This is a genomic window from Bordetella tumulicola (assembly GCF_965138755.1).
Taxonomy (GTDB): Bacteria; Pseudomonadota; Gammaproteobacteria; order Burkholderiales; family Burkholderiaceae_B; genus Bordetella_A; species Bordetella_A tumulicola.
On record NZ_CBCSFP010000002.1, the window covers coordinates 599092 to 620750 of the forward strand.

The following is a 21659-nucleotide window of genomic DNA, read 5'->3' on the forward strand; positions in this document are numbered from 1 at the left end:
GGGCAAGCTTTGCTCAATCTCGTCATTGAACTTTGCTACAGTATTCGCAAGCAAAATGACGACAAGGAAAAGCTATGTCCTTCGAAGGAAGCTGTCATTGCGGCGCTGTCAGATTTGAAGTCCAGGGCCCCATCCCGACGCAGGCCGTCAGTTGCAATTGTTCGCATTGCCGGCGCAAGGGGTTTCTGTTGTCCTTCGTTCCGGCAGAGCAATTTACGTTGGTGCAAGGTGAGGACTCGCTGCGCTCGTATCGATTCAACACGCACAAGATTGACCATCGTTTTTGCCAGACGTGCGGCATAGAGGCTTTCGCCGAGGGGGCGAATCCAGACGGGTCCGCGGTTCGTGCTGTAAACCTGCGTTGTGTGCCATCCATTGACCTGGATGCGTTGACGTTACAGAAATTTGACGGCGCCGCTGCTTAGGGAATTTTGTTGGCGGGATGGCGAGACACACTGATCAGCTACAATTCCGTCCACACAAAAGCCCAGCTAGGCGACTAGACGCTCCGCCATCCTTGTTCCGACCCCGACCGGTCTCGGTTGGGGTTTTTTGCTGCTGGGCCACCCTAAGGCAAAAAACCATCCACGCTGCGCCTTCGGCTTGCTGCCCCCAAGGGGCTTTTTTACTTATTCGCCCGAAAATGAAGATTTCCCCTCGATGATTATTCTCAAGAACGTGACCGTGCGTCGCGGCAGCAAAGTATTGCTCGACAAAACCTCCGTTACGCTTAATCCCGGGGAAAAGGTAGGCTTGGTCGGCCGCAATGGTGCGGGCAAGTCATCGTTATTCGCCGTGCTCAATGGCACCCTGCACGAGGACGCCGGCGAATTTTCCATTCCTGCGCAGTGGCGTATGTCGCAAGTGGCGCAGGATATGCCGGAAACCGAGCAAAGCGCGACGGATTTTGTGGTGGAGGGCGACACCGTCTTGCTGGCCGCGCAAACCGAGGTCGCCGCCTCCGAGGCCAGCGAGGATGGCATGCGTATGGCGCACGCCTACATGGCATTACACGACGCAGGCGCACACGATGCGCCCGCCCGTGCGCAGGCGCTCATATTAGGGCTTGGTTTCAGCGTGGCCGAGCTCGACAGGCCGGTAAACAGTTTCTCGGGCGGATGGCGCATGCGCCTGCAATTGGCGCGAGCCCTGATGTGCCCGTCAGAATTGCTGTTGCTGGACGAGCCGACCAACCACTTGGATTTGGACGCGCTGGTATGGTTGGAAGCCTGGCTCAAGAATTATGCCGGCACGATGGTCGTCATCAGCCATGACCGTGAGTTCCTGGATGCCGTCACCGCTGTCACGCTACATATCGACCAGGGCAAACTGGTGCGCTATGGCGGCAATTACAGCAAGTTTGAAGACATGCGGGCTGAGCAAATGTTGCTGCAACAGGCAGCACACGCCAAGCAGCAGGAAAAGGCTGCGCATCTGCAAAAATTCATTGACCGATTCAAGGCAAAAGCCAGCAAGGCCAAGCAGGCACAAAGCCGGGTCAAGGCTCTGGAGCGCATGGAAAAAATTGCGCCCATTCTGGCCGACGCAGAGTTCCAGTTCGAATTCAAAGAGCCTTTGAACTTGCCCAACCCCATGCTGTCGATGTCCGCCGCCAGCTGCGGTTACCCGCCACCGGAAGACGCGCCGACCGGTGCAACGCCCACCGTCATCGTGCAGAACATCAATCGTTCTGTCTTGGCGGGACAACGTATCGGTATTCTTGGTGCCAACGGCCAAGGTAAGTCGACATTGGTAAAAACCATTGCCGGCGCATTGCACCCGATCGCGGGCGAGATCATCACGGGGAAAGGCCTGAATATCGGCTACTTTTCTCAGCAGGAGTTGGATGTCTTGCGGCCCGCCGACAATCCGCTGGAACACATGATTCGTCTGGTGCGAGACACTCCGGCTGGCATGCGCCCCAGCGCTATGGACTGTCGCGAACAGGGGCTGCGCAATTTCCTGGGCACCTTTAATTTCAGTGGCGACATGGTCAAGCAGGCTGTTGGCAGTATGAGCGGCGGAGAAAAGGCGCGTCTGGTTTTGTGCATGATCGTCTGGCAACGTCCCAATTTACTGCTGCTCGACGAACCGACCAATCATCTGGATCTGGCTACCCGCGAGGCCCTGAGCGTTGCCTTGAACGAGTTCGAGGGTTCAGTGATGCTGGTCAGCCATGATCGCGCATTGTTGCGCTCCGTTTGCGACGAGTTCTGGCTGGTATCGCGCGGTGGGATAAAAGACTTCGAGGGCGACCTGGATGATTACCAGGTTTATTTATTAGAAGAAGCCAAACGCCAGCGCGAGGCTGCTTCTCGGCGGGCTGCTTGATCCAGAGGGCGTATCGCTGACTGTTGGGCACGTCGGGACTTTGCCGAGTCCTGTACCCAACGTCAGCGATTTTTTCAGCGGCCGCGGGTCATCGATTCCAGTACACCGTCACGCTTTATCCAGCCATGGAACAGCGCGGCCGCAAGATGCAGCAGCACCGTGGCAAACAGCAGAAAGGCAAGATAACGGTGGGCGCCGCGCAACCAGGCAAACAGGGCTGCATCAGTGGGCGCAATGGGTGGCAATAGCCAGCCACCCACTATTACTGGATAACCGCCGGCCGACACCATCGCCCAGCCGATCACCGGCATGGCGAACATCAGCACGTATAACAAAATGTGCGACGCGTGCGACGCCTTGCGCTGCCAAGCCGGCATCGTGCCGGGCAACGCTGGAACCCCTTTGTACAGCCGCGTACCCAGGCGTATGCATACCAGCACCAGCAGTGCTACGCCCAGCGGCTTGTGGATCTGCATCAGCCATTGATGACGCTCGGAAACCGTGGCCACCATGCCCACGCCGATAAACAGCATCGCAATGATGCCGATCGCCATTAACCAATGCAGAAAACGTGACAGCCGACTGAACTTGGCCGGAGGGCGATGAAGGGAATAGGCTGACAAGCTCATTGTGTGCGCTCCGGTAGGGTCGGATGAGGTGAGATCATTGCCCCCTGGTGTGGTCCCTCTCTAGTGCGACGTTCATAAGACGCCGCATAAGCGGCTGAGCGCGCCGGCAACAGCGGGTCATCTGAAATAGCAATACCTTGCGGCAGCACAGTCGGGTCGTAATTCACATCGCGGCAAGGGCCTTCGTCTTGCGGGACGCCGCTGGTTATCACCAAGGTACCTGCGTCGACGGTGGGCCGATCTTCCGGCCACTCCTTGGTCGCGTCATTAGTGGGGTCGTCGGCTGTTCCCAGCGTCACCAGCAGACGCCAGGTCAATGGCCCTTGCTCCAACCGTTGCAGCAGGTCGGCTTGCAAAAAATTGCCATCATGCTGCGGTTGGGCCGCTGACGCCGCTGCGGCATTCAACGGTGCCAGACGCCAGCGTACGGGCTGTTGCTTGCCTTGCGCATCGACAAAGTAAAAGGCATTCAGGCTGTAGTAGCTTTCGGTGGCGTAGCTGGCCGACGGTTTGGCGGTCTTGGCCCATGCACGGAATGCCGCCGTTTCGGGGTGCGCCGCGAAAAACGCTTGTACGCGTTGCGGGTCGGGCTTGCCAGTCGTAGGATCAGGGCTGGTGGCAACCTGCTGGTCGTAGAACGCCTGCGGCGTCGCCACCGCGAACACCGGTATGTTGTTCATGGCGGCGCGCCACTGTTCACCATTGGGGGACTTGAACAGCAATGCAAAACTGCGGACGGGCACACTCGCATCCGGCACAACCGGATTACCGCCCGGCAAGGCTAACCGCCCCACGACCGGCGTTTTGCCCGATGCGAGCACCGCCGCCGTTGACAACGCATGTGCCGAACCATTGCTTTCAAAATGGCCAACGACACAGACCCCCTTGGCGTGATTGCGACGAAAGCCCGGATGGACGCCGCTCTTGGCTTCCAGTGCATCCACCACTCGGTCCGGCGTCAGCCGTTGCGGGTCCAGCCAGCCGCCCACGTACGCAAAAGCAGCACCCGAGGCAAGCAAAATAGTGCCGATCACGCCCAGGCGCAGGTAAGTTTGCCGGGCATTGAGCGGCCGGGCATCGCGTTCAGGTTCGTGCTGCATAAGGCTCCTTACCCCGATAGGGCGCTGAATATCCCTGTAAGACGCCAGGCCAGAAAAATTATTCCATCAGGGAATAATTTTTCTCTTACAACATAGATCCAGAGAGCTGCTTATCCTTTGAATAAGTGAGTCGCATGTGTGATCGCTCCGCCAGCCCTGATCGCCGCTGCCACGAGGGCGGCTTGCGCCAATTGCTCATCGGTTGCGCCAGCGGTGCGAGCTGCCTTGGTATGCAATTCCAGGCAATAAGGGCACTGGGTGGTGAGCGAGACCGCGACGGCAATCAGTTGCTTCGTACGAACCGAGAGCGCACCCTCGGCAAATACCGCCTTATCAAATGCCCAGAAACCGGCCATTGCCTCGGGTGCGGTTTCGTCCAGCTTCTTCAGTAAACTCATGTTTTTCATGTCGTACATGGGATATCTCCGTAGAAAGGGGGTGAACGAATCATGCTAGTCTCATCACCGTGCGATCTGATCCAGAATTCGTGCGAAATCGTCCAAAATGGTAAGCCTGGCTTAGCCGCTTCTGACGTTCTTGACGAATTGCTGGCTACTCTCGAAGTGGGCGCAACGCATTTCACTGCTTGCGACATTCGGCGAGGCTGGAGCGTCAAGTTCGACGCCTGTCAGACCGCGACCTTGCACTATTGTCTGGCGGGCACGGGAACCTTGACCCTCCCGCGAGATGCGATCGCGCTGAATCCCCATACCTTTGTGCTCTTGCCGGCCGGCATTGCCTATTGTCTGGAGAGCTCCCCATCATCGCCAATACGGCTGGAATACCGGCAAAGGCTTCACGCGCCGCAAACAGGTCAATCGGTCCCCACGGTCACGGTCGGTCAGGGTGAACCTGGAATGTCTACCGCTTGCGGGGAGGTGAGTATCGGTCCCCAATCCGGTCCGGACCCGTTCAGTTTCTTGAGGGCACCCCTGGTGGCGCGCTTTGATGATGCTGAAGGGCTGCGCAGCCAATTCGTCATGATGTTGGCAGAGGCTTCCCGGTCCGCCGTGGGGTCGCGCGCGCTGATCGAGACATTATTGAAACAGTGCTTAATTCTGGCGCTACGCCGTTGCATACAACAAGGCGACCGTGTGTTGCCCTGGCTGTTCGATGTCAGCGATTCCGGACTTGCCCTTGCGCTAAAAGCTATTTTCCGACAACCTGAGGCTCCATTTACCGTCGAACGCCTGGCTACGATTGCCGGCATGAGCCGCTCTTCGTTTGCTGCGTCCTTCACCGAGAATTTCGGCCGCTCTCCCATGAGTTTGGTGAAAATTGTTCGTCTGCGTCGCGCAGCGGAGTTGTTGACCACGACCTCGCTGCCCGTCGCCGATGTGGCCAAGCGCGCGGGATTTTCTAGCCGCAGCAATTTTTCCCACTCGTTCAGCCTGTTATATGGAACAGATCCGTCCGGGTTTCGCCGCGCGTCCAGGCTGAGATAGGAGGCTGGCGCAGCTAGCGGGGAGGGTTGACTGCGGATGTTCTCTGTTGGTGTCGAGCCTCTTGGGAGGTATCGTGTGAGTGATGTAAGCTGATTGCTGTTCACTCGGCTAGCGCACGATGCGGCGATCGACCTGCTGTTCGCCGCCACAGGTATCCCGATATGGCAAAAACAGGGGCGTCCACATTCAAGGCAACACTACTTCGTCCGGCGAAACCCGGTGAGGACGACGCATGGGCGTTTCTGGTTTTGCCCAAAACCGCTAGCGATACCTTACCGAGGCGGGGTCGAACCTCCGTAGAGGGGACGATTAACGGGTGTCCGTTTCAAGCCACATTGGAACCCGACGGTCAGCTCAGCCATTGGCTCAAGGTCGATGACTCGCTTCAAAAGACCGCGGCCGTGTCACCTGGAGACACGGTGACCGTTCAATTATCTTCGGCCAAGCCGGAACCCGAGCCGCAAGTCCCCAACGACCTGCGGGAAGCCCTTGCCGCATCTGCGGACGCTAAGGCGGCTTGGGACGACACGACGACCATCGCACGGGTGGATTGGATCCACTGGATTGAGTCGGCAAAGCAGGCCAAAACACGGCAGCGCCGGGTCGAGAACGCTTGCGACATGCTGGCTTCGGGAAAGCTGCGTGTCTGCTGCTTTGATCAGTCTGGTTTCTATAGCAAGAGTCTGAGCGCGCCTAAGACGAAGGCATAGCCCTGCGACGGCTTCTTTGGCTAGAATCCAACGCCGCACCGGCGTTGGCACAGAGCTAGGCCTTTGTAAGGGTAAAACCCCCCCACCTTTCGTGAATAATAACGATTATCATACGTGTTCTGTTACTTTTGAACATGGAATTCATGGTGGAACAACCCTCCGGCGATCGCGCAGGCGCGCAAAGACGCATGACCGTAGCCATCAAACGCGTATTGACCGGTGGCGGCGTGGCGTTTTATGCGGCGACGGCAACGGCACAGACGACGGCACCGGATGCGGCGTCCATCAGCGTGTTACCCACCGTCACGGTGTCGGGTGCGCCGGAGGCCTTGGGCGAGGCGCCTGCGCCGATCGCGGGGGGCCAGATCGGCGGGGGGGCCCGCATGGGCATTCTGGGCAACACCTCCATCATGGACACGCCCTTCAGCGTTACGAGCTACACCGCCCAGACCATAGAAAACGCGCAGGCGCGCTCTGTGGCCGACGTGGCTACCTTGGATCCGTCTGTACGCATGAGCAGTGCGCGATCCAACATTAACGAAGACCTCACCATCCGCGGCTTCAATGTGCCTACGGCGGACTTTGCGTTCAACGGCATGTTCGGCTTGGCTCCCTACTGGCGTGCCCCCGTCGAGACGCTGGAGCGGGTGGAAATCATCAAAGGCCCGTCCGCGGCACTGTTTGGCATGACGCCGGGCGGCAGCATAGGTGGCGTCGTCAACCTGGTGCCCAAGCGCGCGACCGATGAGCCGATCACCCGCATTACAGGCAGCGTGGCATCGGACTCTGTTTTTGGCGTGCATGCAGACATCGGCCGCCGCTTCGGGCCGGACAACGCTTTCGGGATACGCGTGAACGCGATGACCCGGGATGGTGATACGCCGATCAAGGGTCAATCGGTGCGTGATAGCCTGGCTTCTCTGGCGCTGGACTATCGTGGCGAATCACTGCGCGCCTCACTGGACCTGCTTTGGCAAAAGGAACACATCGACAATGTCGTGCGCCAGTTCCAGATGGGCCCGGCCTTGACGTCGGTCCCCGAGGCGCCGAGCAACAACAACCCCTATCCCGGCCTGGGCTATAGCGATGGTCGCAATGGCTCGGGTGTCTTCAAGGTCGAATACGACTTGACGGACAACATCACCGCCTACGCCGGTTATGGTCAGCGCAAGTTGAACTGGGATTCCTTTGCCGCGAACCCCGTCCTGCTGAACTCGCAAGGCGATTATTCCTTCGCTGGCGGCTGGCAACGGATGACGGTCGACAGCAAGTCCACCGAGGCTGGCTTACGCGGTACGTTCGCCACCGGCCCGGTGAATCACAACGTCGCCTTCAGCTACACCAAGCTGGACCAGGACGCCCGACTGGGTTTCTATACGGACTATCCGGTTGGCAGTTCCAATATCTATTCGGGCGACGTCTTCGACACCCCCTCTACATCCGGCGTCGACAACCCGCTGCGGCGATACCAGGATACGAAACTCACCAGCTATGCCTTGGCGGACACCCTGTCCTTCATGCAGGATCAGTTGCAATTGTCTTTGGGCGTGCGCCGCCAGCAGGTAGAAAGCCAGAACTACAACTTCATGACTGGCGATGCCAGTGGGCCGCGCTACGACGAGCGCGCCACTACGCCATTCGCCGGCGTGGTATTCAAAGTACGGCCCGACCTCTCGCTGTATGCCAGCTACGTCGAAGGCTTGTCCCAGGGCGACACCGCACCCACCAGCGCGGCAATTACCAATCCCGGTGAAACGCTACCGCCGTTCAAGTCCAAGCAAAAAGAGATCGGCGTCAAATACAACCTGAACGACGACATATTGGCCACGATCAGCCTGTTTGAACTGACCCGGCCCAGTTCCGGCATCTCTGGCGATACCTTTGGTGTCTTCGGTGAACAGCGCAACCGCGGCCTGGAGGCTACCTTCGCAGGTGAGGTGACGCGTGGCGTGCGATTACTGGGCGGCGTCAGCTACATCGACGGCGTCATCACCGACGCCGTGTCACCCGACCTCGAAGACAACAAGGCCATCGGCGTGCCCGATTGGCAATTCAACCTCGGCGCGGAATGGGATACGCCTTTCCTGCCAGGCTTGACGTTGACGGGGCGTGTCATCTACACCGCCAGCACGTATGCCGATGCCGCCAATTCGCTGTCCGTTCCCAGCTGGACCCGGGTTGACGCCGGCGCGCGCTACGAGACCAAGATCAGTGGTAAGCCCGTCACGTTCCGCCTGAATGTGGAAAACCTGTTTGACAGGGATTACTGGGGCACCGCGACCGCGGGCTACCTGTTTGTAGGATCGCCGCGCACGTTCACACTATCGACCAGCATCGCCTTCTGAGGACACCGTGATGTCTACCCATACTTGGTCCTGGATTCATAAGTGGAGCAGTCTGGTCTGCACGGTATTCATGCTGCTGCTTTGCCTGACCGGGCTACCCCTTATCTTTCACGAAGAAATCGAGCACCTGTCGGGCGTGGTCGAGGCGCCGCTCATGCCTGCGGGTACGCCGAACGCCAGTATGGACCAGATTGCGCAGGCGGCATTGGAACGCCGTCCGGGCGAGGTCATCCGCTACATGTTCTGGGAGCAGGATGAGCATCCCGACATTACGTATGTCTCGATGGCCAGTGCCGTCGATGCCCCGCCCGAGGAGAACAACGCGGTCGTTGTGGATTCGCGCACGGCCAAGGTGCTGGACGAACCGGCGACCAATGAAGGTTTCATGTATGTCATGCTCAAGCTCCATACGGATATGTTTGCAGGGTTGCCGGGCATGCTATTCCTGGGGGCCATGGGCCTGCTGATGGTCGTGGCCATCGTGTCGGGGGTGGTGCTGTACTACCCCTTCATGCGCCGCCTGAAATTCGGCGCGCTACGCACCCAGCGAAGCACGCGCGTCAAATGGCTGGACTGGCACAACCTGCTGGGCATCGTCACGGTGGTCTGGCTTACGGTGGTGGGTATTACGGGTACCATTAATACACTGAACCGAGTCGTCCTGGGACTGTGGCAGATGGACCAGATGGCCGAAATGACGGCGCCTTACCGCGGCTTGCCGCCTGTGACCCAGCCTGCGCATCTGGAACAGTCCATCCGCGCCGCTCGCGCCGCGGTGCCCGACATGACTGTGAGCCTGGTGGCATTTCCGGGAACGATGTTCTCCAGTCCCCATCACTACACCTTCTTTCTGAAGGGCAGCACGCCAGTCACTGCGCGCCTGCTCAAGCCTGCCCTGGTCGATGCCTCCACCGGTCGCCTGACCGATTCGCGGGATATGCCCTGGTACGTGAAGACGCTGTTCCTGTCGCAGCCGCTGCACTTTGGCGACTACGGCGGTCTGCCGTTGAAGCTGCTATGGGCGTTGTTGGACATTTTCGCTATCGTTGTCCTGGGCAGCGGCTTATACCTGTGGTTGCGCAAGCCCAAGGCGGTGACGGCGCCCAAGACGCAGACCGACGGCATGCCAGAGCCCGCAAGTGCCCTGCGCCGCACGAATACTAACGAGGTCGCGCAATGAACAAGTATGAATTCCGGTATGTGCGCACCGATCACCAGCAATCGCCTGGCGAGGTTTTTAACGTCCCGATCTGGTTGGGCGTAGCGTCTATCGTTGGTCTTGTATCGGCGCTGCTGGGCGATGGCGTTTGGGACGGATTGTCGTGGCTGGTGATACTGGCGCCGATTGCGACTGTGGTGTGGGCCTGGCGTCGACGAGGCGGGTGAACGGGGCGAGAGTTATGCTCGGACGTTGCTTCACTGATAGGCACAGCGGTTTGATAAGCGCCTTGCTGCCCTAGGATGCTCTTTTTGACGGTGCGGCGCCCGATTTGGTTTATCGATACCCATGCCCATTATCCAATGCTTAGCGCATAGCTATAACGCGCCGATCTGCCAGCGATTGGATAGCCGATGCTTCCATGCCTAGTCTTTCACTCAGTACTTCTCGTGTGTGCTGTCCAAGCTTAGGGGCTGCGTGGCGATATTGCACAACAGATTCGGAGAACTTCACCGGATTCGCTACACCGGGGACCTGTTTTCCGTCGTTATCCGGCATATTGACCTGCATGTTTCGATGTTGGATTTGCGGATGTTCAAAAACCGCTTTGTAATCGTTGATACGACCGTTTGGGATGCCGTGATCAGTCAGTCGCGCTAGCCAGTATGCTGACTCCCGCGTGATAAAGGTACGCTCGACTTCCGGGATCAACGCCTGACGATGAATGATGCGGTCGCTTCCCGTAGCGTAGCGCGGATCGGTAGCCAGATCGTCCCGTTGCAATGCCTGGCAGAATCGCTGCCATTGCGCGTCGTTGCCGGCGGCCACAATGACGTGACCATCGCTCGATTTCAGTACTTCATAGGGAACCAGAGCAGGGTGTGCATTACCGTAGCGCTGTGGTACGTCCCCGCTGACCAAATGGTTAAAAGCCAGGTTCGCACCAAAAGCTGTTATGCAGTCGAGTAATGCAAGATCTATGTACTGACCCGTGCCGGTCGTGGCCCGCCGGTGGAGCGCGGCGAGCACTGCGCTTGACGCGTACATCCCCGTGACGATATCCGCGATAGCCACGCCGACTTTCTGAGGCCCGCCACCAGGGAGATTGTCACGCTCACCTGTGACGCTCATCAAGCCGCCTTCCCCCTGAAAAATAAAGTCATATCCAGGACGGGCAGCATAGGGGCCCGTTTGACCATAACCAGTGATCGAGCAGTAGATTAGTCCGGGCTTTGCACGAGAGAGCGACGCGTAATCCAGCCCGTGGCGGGCGAGGTCTCCCACTTTGAAGTTCTCGATCAGCACATCGGCATGCATGGCGAGGGCGTGCACAAGCTTCTGGCCGTCGGCATTGGAGATATCCACAGACACAGATTTTTTGTTGCGGTTGGCCGCGGCGAAGTAGGTTGAGTGACGCTGGTTGCCTGCTGTGCTTGGATTATCAGCGTCGGGCCCTGGAGCTAGATCGGCGTTAGGCATCCAGGGTGGTCCCCAGCTTCGCGTATCGTCGCCGACTTCCGGACGTTCGATCTTGATGACCTCCGCGCCGAAATCGGCCAACATTTGCGTACACCAAGGGCCAGCGAGTATCCGTGTCAGATCGAGTACGACGACACCCGATAGTGCACCAGTATCGGCTTGATTCATCTCCGCCAGAGAACCGTCATTGGAGTTGGACATTCGCTTCTTTCAGAGTTTGTGCGTAGACCGCAAGCTGATCTTTGATAAAGACTTCCAGCTCCGCGGTGGTGGAACTGGCGGGGAGGAAGTTCTGGCGTGCCAACTGTTGCTTGATATCCTCCTGTTGGAGTACCTTGGCCACCGCGCGCGACAGTTTTTCGGCCCGATCACTCGGCATATTGGCGGGTCCCTGCAAGGCTGCCCAGGAAGAGACTGAGAACGCGGGGACACCCGCTTGCTTCATTGTTGGAATCTCAGGGAAGGCCGGGCTGCGTGTAGGCAGCGTAGTGGCCAACATGCGTAGCTTTCCTTGGGCAACGTACTGACCGGCAGTGGTTGGCGTTGCAAACATTAGCTGTACGCGATTGGCCACCAGATCTGTGACACCGGCAGGCTCGCCTTTGTAGGGGACATGCAGCATGTCGACCTTGGACAGTGAGAGCATCTGCCCGGTGGCGACGATGCCCGTCGGATTGCCGGTGGCGTAGTTCAGCTTTTCAGGGTGCGCGCGGCCATAGTCCAGCAATTCTTGTAGGGAATGTGCGGGGACTGATGCGTTGACAAATAGAAAGAACGAGTAGCGCCCCACCATAGAGATGCGCGAGAAGTCTTTGATGGGGTGGTAGGGTGGACTTTTCCGCATTGACGGTACGGCGCAGAAGCCGTTAGTGGACATCAACAGGGTATATCCGTCGGGAGCAGCACGGGCCACCTCTGCTGCACCGATCGCACCGTCGGCGCCCGCACGGTTTTCTACGATGACTGGCTGGCCCAGTGACTGGGTGAGCCCGCTGGCGATAATGCGGGTAATCGTGTCGGTTGCTGTTCCTGCCGTGAATGGCACGATGATTTTTACTGGCTTGTTGGGATAGGTGCCGCTTGCGTGTGCGATGCCTGCGACGGCAGCTACGAGCAAGGCTGCGATACTCGGCATGAATTTTCTAATCATAGTTGTCTCCTGTTTTATTTTTTTAAATAGGCATCGGGCCCGTAGAACTAGATACCCAGGAAAACGGGTTCACGTTTCTCGACGAATGCACGAAGTGCTTCGCGCGAATCTTCCGATTCTTTCAATAGGCACATCGTCTCGACGACGCTTTCCATCGAGCGTCGATAGTCGAGATCGTTGGCGCGCATGAACGCGTCTCGCAACATACGCATGGCTAACGGCGACTTCTGTGCAAGCCGCCGCGCCAACGCCCGGGCGCGTTCAAGGACCCGTTCGCGTGGTACTACTTCATTGACTACACCGAGGTGCATCATTTCTTCCGCACTGACAATATCGCCAGTGAAAAGTAGGTGAGCGGCCCGATGGCGCCCTGCTTGTCGCGGCAGATGAACCAGATGCATGGCAGGTAGGAGCCCCACGTTGATCTCGGGGTATCCCATTTCGGCTTCTTCTGCGGCGATTACCATGTCGCAGGACACGGCCCAAGTTACTCCGGCTGCGCGCGCATGCCCGTTTACGGCTGCAATGACGGGCTTGCCCATGCGATAGAGCGCCTCGTGCATCTCGTAGTAAAAGACCTCAATTAGTCGACGTAGTGCTTGGCCGTTGAATTCCAGTGCGATCTTCAAGTCGACCCCGGCAGAGAATACTGTTGGCAAGGCACTTTTCAAGATGACGGCTCGTGCCGAATCATCCTGCCGGGCACGATGGTAGGCGTCAACGACTTCGCGCGCCAATTGCATGTTGATGGCGTTCACTGGTCCGCGATCCATGGTGATTTCTGCAACGCCTTCTATAACCTCGTATCGAACGAACTCTTTCACTGGGTTGCCTCCATATTTGGGTGCTGGCGGGCTTGACGCCGCAACAGCCTGAATCGGGACATAATGTGCGTCAAACCCACCCTAGCGTCCAATACGTTTTACGGAACGACCCATACGCCCCGCGAATGACCACAGGTATAGAACTCCGACATTTCAGGCATTTTGTTGCTCTCGCTGAAGAACTGCACTTTGGTCGCGCGGCGCGGCGCTGCAACATATCGCAGCCACCCTTCAGCGTATCCATACGCCAGTTGGAACAGCAGCTCGGTTTTGCGCTCGTGGAGCGCTCGTCGCACGATGTCAGGTTGACGGCGGCGGGCACGGCCTTTTATCAAGAGGCGTGCAAAGCCTTATCCCAAGTTCGACAAGCGGCAGATGTCGCGACCAGAGTGCATGGAGGCTTGGATGGGGTGCTTCGCGTCGGCTTTTTCGCATCTATGTTGTATCGGGGCCTGGATCGGGCGGTCGATCGGTTCCGAGCCGAGTTCCCCGCGGTGGCTTTGCAATTGTTGGAGCTCAGTACCTCGGATCAGATTCCAGCGCTGTTGGGGCGTCAAATCCACTATGGATTTGTTCACAGCACAAAGCTGCCGACGGAGATCGCTGCCCGCGAGCTGCTAAGCGAGCCATTTCTACTGTGTTTGCCGCTGAAACACCCAGCCAGCAGCGAACAGATACAGAAACTGAGTGATTTTCGCGACGAGCCCTTTGTCTTGTTCTCACGGGCCTTCTCGCCGTCGTATTACGATCAGGTCGTTGCTCGTTGCTTGGCTGCGGGCTTTCACCCGGATATCCAGCACCACGTTCGGCACTGGCTGACCGTGGTGGCCTGCGTCTCGAAAGGCATGGGTGTAACTTTGGTGCCGCGTGCGCTCGCCAACGCAAAACTACCCGACGTGCGCTTCGCGACGATCGAGGACAGTACAGTGGAGTCCGTGGTTCATGGTGCCTGGCTTCATGCCGAAAACGATAGCGCCATTCTTAGTGCCTGGCACCGAGTGGTGGGGCAGGAAATAGGGATTTAGCGGTGGGCTGTTTCCGGAACAAACTTATCGACCCATACGCTAGACCGTATGGTTAATACGATTATTTCATTTGAACCCATATGACGGCGATCAGATAATGGCTTGCATTCGAAGAAATAAATAATTAACCCCGGAGACAACCGTCATGCTTATCGCCCCGCTACTGCGGAGGATGTCGTACGCTCTGTTGCTGAGCTTTACGCTGGGCTCGGCTGCCGTCCATGCCGCTGATACCTACCCTGACCGTCCCATTACCCTGGTCGTGCCATTTTCCGCAGGCGGGGGTGCCGATACTGTCGCCCGGCTGCTGGCCACCAAACTGCCCGCGCAGTTGGGCGGTCAATCCGTCATCGTGGATAACAAGCCGGGCGCCTCAGGCAATATCGGCGCCAATCAGGTCGCCGGCGCACCGGCAGATGGGTATACCTTTTTGCTGACTAACAGCACGCTTACTATCAATGCCAGCTTGAATATGCAGGGTACGCCGGATGTACGCAAACAGCTGACACCGCTATCCCTGCTGGTGCTCGCACCTGTGGCGTTGGGTGTCAATGCAACGATACCGGCCAAGACAGTGCCCGAGTTGATCGACTTCATCCGGAAGAACAACGGCAAGCTCAGCTATTCTTCCTGCGGCAACGGTACGCCGCAGCACTTTGCGGGTGAGTCCATCAGACTGGCCGCCGATCTTGACATGGTGCATGTGCCCTACAAGGGATGCGCGCCGGCTATTAATGACGGACTCGGCAATCAGGTGCCCATCCTTTTCAGCACGATTCCCAATCTGGCGCCGCACGCCGAGACGGGTAAGTTACGCATGCTGGCTGTGGCATCCGCCAAGCGGGTGTCGTTCCTGCCAGATCTGCCAACCATCGCCGAGACCAAGCCGTTCGGCGCTTTGGATATTTCGGTTTGGTTCGGTGTGTTTGGCCCGCAGGGCTTGCCCAAAGAGGTGAAGGCGAAGTTCGAGGCGGCCGTTACCGCCACCATGGCGGACCCCGACGTGCAGAAAGCGTTCCGCGATCGCTACTACGAGATCGAGAAGACTGGCGCTACCGCGATGGCTAGTCAAATTGATAAGGATCTGGAGATGTACGGTAATCTGGCCAAACATTCCGGCATCAAACTGCAATAGCGCGGCTTCAATTTCAGACTTTGTTGTAAGGACACTCCATGAGCAATTCGCATGATCTCAAGACCTGCATCGATGATCTGGTCGTCGCCAACCGCGTACTGGCACGCTTTGGCGTGCTGGACGGTTTCGGCCATGTCAGTGTGCGGCATCCGCACGATACGCAGCGCTTTCTGTTGTCTCGCTCGCTAGCTCCCGAGCTCGTCACCGCCGACGACATCATGGAGTTTGGCATGGACTCTGAAGTGACCACGGACGACGACCGAAAGCCCTATCTCGAGCGCTATATTCATGGCGAGATCTATCGTGCGCGGCCCGACGTCCATGCCGTCGTGCACAGCCATTCGCCATCGGTCATCCCTTTTGCGGGATCTTCCGTGCGGTTGCAGCCCATTTACCACATGGCGGGCTTTCTAGGCAGCGGCGCACCGGTGTTTGATATCCGATGCTGCTTTGGGGACACGGACATGCTGGTGCGCAATCGCGATCATGGCAAAGAGTTGGCGAAGACACTCGGTGATCGGCAGATTTCATTGATGCGCGGACATGGTTTCGTCTCCGTGGGCGACGGCATACCGGTCGCGGTCTATCGCGCCATCTATACCGAAATGAATGCGGCGCTTCAGCAAAAGGCCATCGGCCTGAATGGCGACATCACCTACCTGAGCCAGGAAGAGGCCGCGCTGGCTGACGAGATGATGGCCGGTGTAATGAATCGACCCTGGGAACTGTGGAAAAAGAAGGCCTATGAGTGATTGCCGTGGCTATGCAATGCCTATCACGGTCTTCCCCCGCAAGTTGGTAAGCGGTGCGCAAGACCAAGAAGCGCGATGTATTGCAGATATCGCTAAACGCGCCAGTATTCAGGCAAAGTAAGGACTGTTGACGTATCGTCTGCCTTCATCGTGCGTCGATTTGATTGTCTGCCCCGAAGAGACGTATGCTGATTCACCACATTGACTCACGTCCGATCGAGGTATTCCCACCATGGCGCTGGATGACTCTCTGGTTTCTCTTTCCGCGGTGACGTTGCGGCGGATGATAGGCGCACGGCAGCTTTCCCCTGTGGAGTTGCTGGAGGCGTGTATCGCCCGTATCGAAGCGGTGAACCCTTATGTGAACGCGGTGACAGCCAAAGCCTATGAACGCGCTCGCGCAGAAGCGCGTGCGGCGGAGCGGGCGGTGATGGCGGGGGATAAACTAGGTTTACTGCATGGTCTGCCGATGGGCGTGAAAGATCTAGAGCCGACGGCCGGCTTACTGACTACGTTTGGTTCGCCGATTTATCGGGATCACGTTCCAGAAGAGGACGTCGAGTTGGTCGCGCGGCTGCGTCGTGCGGGCGCGATTGTGACGGGCAAGACGAACGTGCCCGAGATGGGCGCCGGGGCGAACTCGCGCAATGCGGTGTGGGGCGCGACGGGGAATCCGTTTAATCCGAATTTGAATGCTGGCGGCTCCTCGGGTGGATCTGCCGCTGCTTTGGCCTGCGACATGTTGCCCGTGTGCACGGGTTCTGACACGGGAGGGTCATTACGCATTCCCGCCGCTAAATGCGGTGTGGTGGGTTTTCGTCCATCGCCCGGCGTGGTGCCCAGTGTGCGTAAATTATTGGGTTGGACCTCGATTTCGGTGGTAGGGCCAATGGGTCGCACAGTGGAGGATGCTTGCCTACAAATGGCGGCCACGGCAGGAATGGATGCGGGAGACCCCCTGAGCTATCCTCTGGACCCGTTGTCGTTTTTGCGTCCCGAGTCTGTCGATCTAGGTTCACTGCGTGTGGCGTACACCGAAGACTTTGGTGCGTGCGCTGTGGATAACGGTATGCGCGCTAGTTTCCGTGAAAAAATCGCGGCGATGAAGCATTTGTTTGCGGCCTGCGATCCCATTGACGTGGATCTAGGCGAAGTGCATCGATGCTTTGATGTATTGCGTGCCGAGGCATTTGTGGCAGGCATGCGCGAGGCTTACGAAAAGAACCCCGATAGTCTTGGCCCGAATACGCGTGCCAACTACGAGATGGGTGTTGTCATGAGCCTGCAAGACAGCGCCTGGGCGCAGGCCGAGCAGACATGCATCTTGAAGCGCTTCCAAGAGATCTATGCCGACTACGATTTGATCTTGTCACCGACGACGCCGGTATCGCCATTCCCGTGGACAACGCTGTACGCGGATACGATCAATGGCGAGAAACAGGAGAACTACTATCGTTGGCTTGCGCTGACGTATGTGGTGACGCTGACCACGCATCCCGCTTTGTCATTGCCTTGTGGTCTGGATGGCAGTGGAATGCCGTTTGGTCTGCAGATCATTGGGCCGTTCCGTGGCGATCGCGAGGTGCTGGGCGCGTCGTATGCGATGGAGCAGGCCTTTGCGCGTATTGATACGCTGCGCCGACCACGTCCGAATCTCGCGGCGCTCAAGCCCGCTGATCCGGCGCTGACGTCGATAGTGACCGCGCCACCGCAGCATCAATAGTTAAGCTGCAGCCTGGCGGCGTTCCAGTTCGGCAATGAGAACGGGCAGGAATGCCTCCGATAGCGCCGACAATCGCGCATCGGTCGCCGTCTGTACTTGCAAGGTACGTGTGCCAAACGCGGCATCGGCGATAGGGATGGCCACCAGTGAGCCAGCGGCCAGCGCATCGTTGAGCGTAATCGCGCCGGCAAGCGTGACGGCGTGTCCGGCTTCAACAATGCTGCGGATCATGGACGATGAATTGCTCGAAAACGCGACGTCAAAGGCGGATTCGTCATCCGCTGCTTGCCACGAATCGAACAATAAACGCACCGTGGTGCCCGAGTCGGTCAGTGCGATGGGATGCCCCTTTAGCGTGGCGAGCGACAGTCGTTTGCGGGACGAGAGCGGATGATGGGGGGCCATGATTGCTCGCACCGGAGAGGCTCGTTCGTATCGAACATCAATACCTTCATGAGCGGCCAGATTGAAAGCGATGCCAATGTCGATGATCTTGTCCCGCAATCGTTGAGCGATCACGAGTGGAGACGCCACCTGCACCTGAAATGCCACATCCGCATGATGATCCCGGTACAAGCAAATGGCCTTGGGCAAAAGGTTGCGTGCTACCGCCTCGTTCGAGCCGATACGGATAGTTGTGGCGCCTCGTTCGCCGAGGCTGTGGATATCGCGTAATACTCGCTCCGACTCCAGTGACATGCGCCGGGTGTGATCCGCCAACAGCTCACCTGGCCGCGTCAGCACCATGCCATGCGGACGCCGATGGAAAAGCAGTGCACCCGTATTGTCTTCCAGCTTTGCAATCTGGCGACTGATTGCCGACGGCGCGACGTGCAGCCGCAAGGCCGCCTCCTTGATACTGCCGGTGCGCACGACTTCCAGAAAATAGCGATGAGCGGTACTTAGCAAGAGAGCATCCCGATGAATTCTAATTTAGGCAATTACCATGCTAATTATTTGGCTTGATTGCAGAAATAGCAATTCTTAGAATGGATTGGTCGAGCCGGACAAGACGGGTCAACCGTCGGCTCGCACAGTCATCAATCAACGATCAGGGGAAAAAAATGGTCAATCAATACGTCGGCTTGAGAGGGTATGTTGCTAGCCGATCCTTCGCTTATGCGCGTGTTTCCTTGTCAATCATGCGCAAGGCGGCTCGTGTGTTGAGCATTCTCGGGCTATTCGCCGTTAGCGGTTGGTTTACCGCGCCTGTCCAGGCGGCGGAGTTTCCACAGCGCGCTATTCAGCTCATTCTGTCGTTTCCCGCTGGTGGGGCAACCGATGTACTGGCGCGTGAACTCAGCCAATACATGGGCGCTACGCTCGGTCAATCAGTAGTTGTCTTGAACCGCCCAGGCGCGGGTGGCTATATTGGAATGCAGGCCGGTGCCCGCGCAGAACCCGACGGGTATACGCTCTATATCTCGTCGGTGATGTCCAATGCGGTCTATGAGGGAGTCAATGGCAAGCAGCCGGTATCACTGGACCAGGACTTTGAAGCTATCGGCGGTATTGCCAGCGCACCTCATATTTTGGTTGTACCAACCAAAATCGGCGTGAAGGATTTTGCTGGCCTGGTTAGTTATCTGAAGGCCGCGCCGGGGAAATACAATTATGCCTCGATGGGCGCCGGCACTTTATCCAACCTCGAGGCCGAGATATTCAAGGAGCAAGCGGGTGTGGATGCGCTGCAGATCCCCTACAAGGGGAGTAGCCAGGCTTTGCCGGAAGTGATCACAGGGTCGTCGGCCTTCATGTTCGACAGCGTCACCAGCTCATTGCCGCATATCGAGGCAGGCCGTGTCAATGTGCTGGGCGTCGCCTCGGCCACGCGTCTGGGAGTGATTCCGGAGGTGCCCACCATGGAAGAGTTGGGCGTGTCCGGCCTGCAAGCCGAAAACCTTTTTGCGTTGATGGCGCCCAAAGGGACGCCGAGCGCACGCATCGACGTGATCTATGCCGCTTTGGCTAAAGCGCAAGCCGACGAAGGTTTCCGTAAAGCGATCGCTGCCCAAGGCTTTCTGATTAGCAAAATTGATCGCGAGGCGTTGCCTGGGTTTATCTTGGAGCAGCAGTCATTCTGGAACAAGAAAGTCAAAAGCTTGAACATCGCCGTCGCGAAGTAAATCAATCTCTCCCGCATCGCGGGTCACGATACTGGTGACCTCTCTGTCGCCAGTATCCTCCTTTCGCCCAGTCATCTTATGCCCATCACCGACGATTCATTCTGGCAGTTTCCCTATCCCTCACAACGTATGCCCGTCCTGGCCGACAATGTCGTCAGTACGTCGCAACCTTTGGCGAGTGCCGCGGGTCTGCAAATGCTCGCGCGCGGCGGAAATGCCGTCGATGCCGCGTTGGCGACTGCCATTGCGCTTACCGTGGTCGAGCCATGTATGAATGGCATCGGCGGCGATATGTTTGCCATCGTTTGGGATGGAAAGGCATTACACGGTCTGAATGCGTCAGGGCGAGCGCCTGCCGCGTGGGAAACCGCGCGGTTTGCGGACAAGGCCGAAATGGATTCCATTGGATGGGGCAGTGTGACGGTGCCGGGTACCGTATCGGGTTGGCGTGCGATCTGGGAAAAATTTGGCACCCTGCCGTTCGAGGACTTATTTGAGCCCGCTATTCGTTATGCACGCGATGGCTATCTTGTATCACCGACCGTGCATCGCCAATGGCAGAAGCAGATTGCCAAGCTGCAAGGGCAGCCCGGCTTTGCCGAAGCATTCGCACCGGGCGGACGTGCGCCACGCCCGGGAGAGCGGTTCACTTATCCTGGCCAGGCCAAAACGTTGGAACTGATTGCGCAATCGAAGGGTGAGAGCTTTTATCGGGGAGAGCTGGCCGCTGCTATTGCCACGCATGCACGCAACACGGGTGGGCTGATGACAGAGCAAGATCTGGCGTCGCACACGGCGGATTGGGTCGCCCCCATCAGCATGAAGTATCGGGGTCATGAGCTTTACGAGATTGGTCCCAATGGGCAAGGCATCGGCGCGCTGATGGCGTTGGGTATGCTCAATGCATTCGACCTGCGTGCCAGTGGCCTGGATACCGCTCAAACCTTGCACCTGCAAATCGAGGCGATGAAACTCGCGTTTGCTGATATGAGCGAGCATGTTGGTGACCCGGACCACATGGCAGTCACGAGCGAGCAATTGCTCGATCCTGGTTATCTGGCAGAGCGCGCCAAACACATCGATCCCCATCGTGCCAGTACTGCACGTCATGGCTCGCCACATAGCGGTGGCACCGTTTATCTGACAGCCGCCGACAAGCAGGGCATGATGGTTTCTTTCATTCAATCCAACTTCAAGGGGTTCGGGTCGGGTGTGGTCGTGCCGGGTACTGGTATCGCGTTGCAAAATCGTGGTTGGGGCTTCAGCACGCGTGCCGGCCATCCCAATGTGGTTGCTCCTGGAAAACGTCCTTTTCACACGATCATTCCCGGCTTTGTCATGAAAGATGGCACGCCGCTGATGAGCTTCGGTCTGATGGGTGGGTCGATGCAGGCACAAGGCCATCTTCAAATGGTCAGCCGTCTAGCCGATTTTGGGCAAAACCCTCAAGCGGCCAGCGACGCGCCTCGCTGGCGCGTCAAGGACGACAATATGGGCGTTGCTGTCGAGTGGAACACACCGCCCGATGTGGTGACACAATTGCGTATGCTCGGTCATGACGTCCATGTGGCGCCGCGATTTGACCTAGAGTTCGGCAGTGCTCAAATGGCGATGCGACTCGAAGAGGGTTATCTTGCGGCATCCGACCATCGCAAAGATGGCTACGCAGTGGGATTGTGATGCGCGCGCACCGAGCGCAGCGCCGGTGCGTCGCAGGCGCTAGTCG

At 58.0% G+C, this 21659-nt stretch carries 19 protein-coding genes and 1 pseudogene; 13 read left to right on the forward strand and 7 right to left on the reverse strand.

What is annotated here, in order from left to right:
- The first annotated feature begins 74 nt into the window (after nt 1-74).
- Both ACNAZS_RS08480 and ACNAZS_RS08485 read left to right on the forward strand, forming a co-directional pair.
- A complete protein-coding gene (locus tag ACNAZS_RS08480; protein WP_415788161.1) occupies nt 75-425 on the forward strand; it encodes a GFA family protein in 351 nt (116 codons plus the stop codon).
- Between the two features lie 235 nt (nt 426-660).
- Nucleotides 661-2331 (forward strand): ABC-F family ATP-binding cassette domain-containing protein, encoded by a 1671-nt coding sequence (locus ACNAZS_RS08485; RefSeq protein ID WP_415788163.1) that lies wholly within the window; start codon nt 661-663, stop codon nt 2329-2331.
- A 74-nt stretch (nt 2332-2405) separates the two neighbouring features.
- Here the strand turns inward: ACNAZS_RS08485 and ACNAZS_RS08490 are convergent, their stop codons facing one another.
- The 3 genes from ACNAZS_RS08490 to ACNAZS_RS08500 form a co-directional block, all read right to left on the reverse strand.
- Entirely contained in the window at nt 2406-2960 is a 555-nt protein-coding gene (locus ACNAZS_RS08490) for a cytochrome b (RefSeq protein WP_415788165.1), read from the reverse strand.
- Nucleotides 2957-4060, reverse strand: coding sequence for a catalase family peroxidase (locus ACNAZS_RS08495; RefSeq protein ID WP_415788167.1), 1104 nt, complete (start codon nt 4058-4060; stop codon nt 2957-2959). The genes ACNAZS_RS08490 and ACNAZS_RS08495 overlap by 4 nt, the downstream gene beginning before the upstream one ends.
- A gap of 110 nt (nt 4061-4170) precedes the next feature.
- A complete protein-coding gene (locus tag ACNAZS_RS08500; RefSeq protein WP_415788169.1) occupies nt 4171-4476 on the reverse strand; it encodes a carboxymuconolactone decarboxylase family protein in 306 nt (101 codons plus the stop codon).
- A gap of 33 nt (nt 4477-4509) precedes the next feature.
- On the opposite strand from ACNAZS_RS08500, the gene ACNAZS_RS08505 reads away from it, so the two are divergent.
- The 5 genes from ACNAZS_RS08505 to ACNAZS_RS08525 all read left to right on the forward strand — a co-directional run bounded on the left by ACNAZS_RS08505 (nt 4510) and on the right by ACNAZS_RS08525 (nt 9946).
- Nucleotides 4510-5505 (forward strand): AraC family transcriptional regulator, encoded by a 996-nt coding sequence (locus ACNAZS_RS08505; RefSeq protein WP_415788171.1) that lies wholly within the window; start codon nt 4510-4512, stop codon nt 5503-5505.
- 161 nt (nt 5506-5666) lie between these two features.
- Entirely contained in the window at nt 5667-6215 is a 549-nt protein-coding gene (locus tag ACNAZS_RS08510; RefSeq protein ID WP_415788173.1) for a YdeI/OmpD-associated family protein, read from the forward strand.
- Nucleotides 6216-6403: 188 nt separating this feature from the next.
- Nucleotides 6404-8560 carry a TonB-dependent receptor gene (locus ACNAZS_RS08515; protein WP_415788176.1) on the forward strand — a complete coding sequence of 719 codons (2157 nt, stop codon included), beginning with the start codon at nt 6404-6406 and terminating at the stop codon, nt 8558-8560.
- Nucleotides 8561-8570: 10 nt separating this feature from the next.
- Nucleotides 8571-9740 carry a PepSY-associated TM helix domain-containing protein gene (locus ACNAZS_RS08520; protein ID WP_415788178.1) on the forward strand — a complete coding sequence of 390 codons (1170 nt, stop codon included), beginning with the start codon at nt 8571-8573 and terminating at the stop codon, nt 9738-9740.
- The gene (locus ACNAZS_RS08525; protein ID WP_415788180.1) at nt 9737-9946 is read left to right on the forward strand and encodes a hypothetical protein; all 210 of its coding nucleotides are present in this window, start codon (nt 9737-9739) and stop codon (nt 9944-9946) included. The genes ACNAZS_RS08520 and ACNAZS_RS08525 overlap by 4 nt, the downstream gene beginning before the upstream one ends.
- Before the next feature lie 139 nt (nt 9947-10085).
- Here ACNAZS_RS08525 and ACNAZS_RS08530 read toward each other — a convergent pair whose 3' ends face one another.
- Genes ACNAZS_RS08530 through ACNAZS_RS08540 form a run of 3 tightly spaced genes read right to left on the reverse strand, consistent with a single transcriptional unit; the run spans nt 10086 to nt 13172 of the window.
- Nucleotides 10086-11399 (reverse strand): CaiB/BaiF CoA transferase family protein, encoded by a 1314-nt coding sequence (locus ACNAZS_RS08530; RefSeq protein WP_460475446.1) that lies wholly within the window; start codon nt 11397-11399, stop codon nt 10086-10088.
- Entirely contained in the window at nt 11383-12348 is a 966-nt protein-coding gene (locus ACNAZS_RS08535) for a Bug family tripartite tricarboxylate transporter substrate binding protein (protein WP_415788182.1), read from the reverse strand. The genes ACNAZS_RS08530 and ACNAZS_RS08535 overlap by 17 nt, the downstream gene beginning before the upstream one ends.
- A 47-nt stretch (nt 12349-12395) precedes the next feature.
- Nucleotides 12396-13172 (reverse strand): enoyl-CoA hydratase/isomerase family protein, encoded by a 777-nt coding sequence (locus ACNAZS_RS08540; RefSeq protein WP_415788184.1) that lies wholly within the window; start codon nt 13170-13172, stop codon nt 12396-12398.
- Between the two features lie 125 nt (nt 13173-13297).
- Between ACNAZS_RS08540 and ACNAZS_RS08545 the strand changes: the two genes are divergently transcribed.
- The 4 genes from ACNAZS_RS08545 to ACNAZS_RS08560 all read left to right on the forward strand — a co-directional run bounded on the left by ACNAZS_RS08545 (nt 13298) and on the right by ACNAZS_RS08560 (nt 17807).
- Entirely contained in the window at nt 13298-14197 is a 900-nt protein-coding gene (locus tag ACNAZS_RS08545; RefSeq protein ID WP_415788186.1) for a LysR family transcriptional regulator, read from the forward strand.
- 145 nt (nt 14198-14342) lie between these two features.
- A complete protein-coding gene (locus ACNAZS_RS08550; RefSeq protein ID WP_415788188.1) occupies nt 14343-15332 on the forward strand; it encodes a tripartite tricarboxylate transporter substrate binding protein in 990 nt (329 codons plus the stop codon).
- A gap of 38 nt (nt 15333-15370) precedes the next feature.
- Nucleotides 15371-16084, forward strand: a complete 714-nt coding sequence (locus ACNAZS_RS08555) for a class II aldolase/adducin family protein (RefSeq protein ID WP_415788190.1) — start codon at nt 15371-15373, stop codon at nt 16082-16084.
- Nucleotides 16085-16316: 232 nt separating this feature from the next.
- Nucleotides 16317-17807: an amidase gene (locus tag ACNAZS_RS08560; RefSeq protein WP_415788192.1), complete on the forward strand. Its 1491-nt coding sequence runs from the start codon at nt 16317-16319 to the stop codon at nt 17805-17807.
- A 90-nt stretch (nt 17808-17897) separates the two neighbouring features.
- Here the strand turns inward: ACNAZS_RS08560 and ACNAZS_RS08565 are convergent.
- Nucleotides 17898-18716 (reverse strand): annotated as a pseudogene (locus ACNAZS_RS08565) (LysR family transcriptional regulator); the annotation flags it as partial.
- A gap of 80 nt (nt 18717-18796) precedes the next feature.
- Here ACNAZS_RS08565 and ACNAZS_RS08570 point away from each other — a divergent pair.
- Nucleotides 18797-19933: a Bug family tripartite tricarboxylate transporter substrate binding protein gene (locus tag ACNAZS_RS08570; RefSeq protein WP_415788194.1), complete on the forward strand. Its 1137-nt coding sequence runs from the start codon at nt 18797-18799 to the stop codon at nt 19931-19933.
- A 78-nt stretch (nt 19934-20011) separates the two neighbouring features.
- Complete coding sequence (gene ggt, locus ACNAZS_RS08575) at nt 20012-21613, forward strand: gamma-glutamyltransferase (protein WP_415788196.1); 1602 nt, start codon at nt 20012-20014, stop codon at nt 21611-21613.
- Nucleotides 21614-21659: the final 46 nt, after the last annotated feature.